Below are 2,543 nucleotides of genomic sequence, written 5' to 3'. Positions count from 1 at the left end.
TTCGACGTGACGCCCGAAATGGCCGCCTTCAATCGTGAAGGCAAGCGCTTCCGGGTCAATGCGGGCCAAACCGCCCCGGCCCAACAACCAGGAACGACGCCCAAGCAATGAGTGATTTGAAGCGGTCCCTGAGCGAAGCGGCCGCGGCCGCTTTCCAGGCCGCCGGACTGTCTCCCGATTTCGGCGCGTCACGGCGTCCGACCGGCCCGACCTCGCCGACTTCCAGTGCAACGGCGCCCTGGCGGCCGCCAAGAGCGCCAAGCGCAATCCGCGCGAGATCGCCGTTCAGGTGGTCGAGCAGCTGAAGGCCGACCGCGTCTGGGCCTCGGTCGAGATCGCCGGTGTCGGCTTCATCAACATGCGCGTCAGCGCCCAGGCCCTGTCGGATCGCGCCAACGCGATCGCCGCCGACGAGCGCGCCGGATCCGAACTGCTGGCCGAGCCGCGCCGCGTCCCTGATCGACTATGCCGGCCCCAACGTCGCCAAGCCGATGCATGTGGGCCACCTGCGCGCCTCGATCATCGGCGAGTCGATCAAGCGGCTATCGCTTCCGGGGCGATGAGGTGGTCGGCGACGCCCACTTCGGCGACTGGGGCTTCCAGATGGGTCTGCTGATCACCGCCCTGGTCGATGAGAACCCCTTTGTCCGCGCGCTGATGGACCGGCTGGTCGAATCGCCGCGCGACTTCTCGCCAAGCGACGAGGCCAAGGTGATGGCGGCCCTGGCCGAGCACATCTCGCTGGCCGACCTAGACCGGATCTATCCGCAGGCCGCCGGCAAGGCCAAGGCCGAGAAAGACGGCCAGCCCAACCCGGCTTTCGAGCCCGAGTTCCTGGCCCGGGCCCGCAAGGCCACGGCCGAACTGCAGAACGGCCGCTTTGGCTATCGCCTGATCTGGAAGCACTTCGTCAAGGTCAGCCGCGTGGCCCTGGAGCGCGAGTTCCATGCTCTGGGCGTCGATTTCGACCTCTGGAAGGGCGAGAGCGACGTGCAGGACCTGATCCCGCCGATGGTGCGTCAGCTTGAGGAGAAGGGCCTGCTGGTCGACGACCAGGGCGCCCGCATCGTCCGCGTGGCCCGTCCCGGCGAAACCAAGAAGAAGAAGCTGGCCGACGGCACGGTCGTCGAGGTCCCCAGCCCCGATCCGCTGCTGGTCGTGTCATCGGAAGGCTCGGCCATGTACGGCACGACCGACCTGGCCACGATCCTGGATCGCCGAAAGTCGTTCGACCCGCACCTGATCCTCTACTGCGTCGACCAGCGTCAGGCTGACCATTTCGAGCAGGTGTTCCGCGCCTCCTACCTGGCCGGCTACGCCGAGCCGGGCGGCCTGGAGCATATCGGCTTTGGCACCATGAACGGCAGCGACGGCAAGCCGTTCAAGACCCGCGCCGGCGGCGTACTCAAGCTGCACGACCTGATCGAGATGGCCCGCGAGAAGGCCCGTGAACGCCTGCGCGAAGCCGGCCTCGGGGCCGAACTGCCGCCCGAGGCCTTCGAGGAAACCGCCCACAAGGTGGGGATCGCGGCCCTGAAGTTCGCCGACCTGCAGAACTTCCGCGGCACGTCCTACGTCTTTGATCTCGATCGCTTCACCAGCTTCGAGGGCAAGACCGGGCCCTACCTGCTGTACCAGTCGGTGCGCATCAAGAGCATCCTGCGCAAGGCCGCCGAACAGAAGGTCAAGTCGGGCAAGGTGGTCGTGTCCGAACCGGCCGAGCGCGACCTGACGCTGCTGCTCGACGCCTTCGAGGGCGCCCTGACCGAGGCCTATGACAAAAAGGCCCCCAACTTCATCGCCGAGCATGCCTACAAGCTGGCCCAGACCTTCTCGAAGTTCTATGCCGCCTGCCCGATCCTCAGCGCCGAGGATGACGCCCTGCGCGCCTCGCGCCTGGCCCTGGCCGAGACGACGCTGAAGCAGCTCGAGATCGCCCTGGACCTGCTGGGCATCGAAGCGCCGGAGCGGATGTAGGGTTCACGGCCGCTCGAGATCCTTGAGCGTCGCCAGCAGACCCTCGACCCCGCCGGTCTCAAGATACTGCTGGGCCACCAGCACCAGGCGCAGCTGCTTGGCCAGAAGCGCCAGCTGGCGATGCTGGTTCTCGGTGCGTTTCTGGGCGGTCTCGGCCTCGAGGGCGTCGGCCTCGGCCAGCAGCTTGCGAACCTCGGCGAGGGTCTTCTCGTTCTGGATTCCCGCCCGCTTCAGATAGTCCTTAAGGCTGCGCAGGCCTTCGGCTGCGATGGCATGGGCCTCGTCGCGCACGGTGGTCTGGGTCTCGGGATCGGCGATGGCGTCGAGCACCCGGCCCAGAGCGCCGTTGAGCTTGCTTGTCAGCCCGGTGCGGGTCTCGCTCTCCAGGGGCAGCAGGCCACGCGCATCGATCAGCGACGGCAGGTTGACCCCATCCGACACCAGCACCTTACGACGGGCCTCGATGAACACCTTGATGATGAACCGCGACGCCGCGATGGCCTGTTCAGACTTCACAACGGTCGCCGCCATGACGACACCGTGTTCCGTTAAGGCATACGGTCGGT

The 2,543-nt window shown here is 66.9% G+C and carries 1 protein-coding gene and 2 pseudogenes; 2 read left to right on the top strand and 1 reads right to left on the bottom strand.

Features of this window, described 5'->3' with window-relative positions; all coding sequences use genetic code 11:
* Together CSW58_RS12680 and CSW58_RS12675 are read left to right on the top strand one after the other, a co-directional pair.
* A pseudogene (locus tag CSW58_RS12680) lies at positions 1-111 on the top strand (Tat pathway signal sequence domain protein); the annotation flags it as partial.
* Positions 108-1,977 (top strand): annotated as a pseudogene (locus tag CSW58_RS12675) (arginine--tRNA ligase). The pseudogenes CSW58_RS12680 and CSW58_RS12675, both read left to right, overlap by 4 nt.
* Positions 1,978-1,980: 3 nt before the next feature.
* On the opposite strand, the gene CSW58_RS12670 reads toward CSW58_RS12675, so the two are convergent.
* The coding region (locus CSW58_RS12670) for an ORF6N domain-containing protein (protein WP_236627822.1) at positions 1,981-2,543 on the bottom strand (563 nt) is incomplete at its 5' end.

The organism is Caulobacter sp. B11, from assembly GCF_002737765.1.
Taxonomy (GTDB): Bacteria; Pseudomonadota; Alphaproteobacteria; order Caulobacterales; family Caulobacteraceae; genus Caulobacter.
This window is presented reverse-complemented; position numbering and strand designations above follow the sequence as displayed.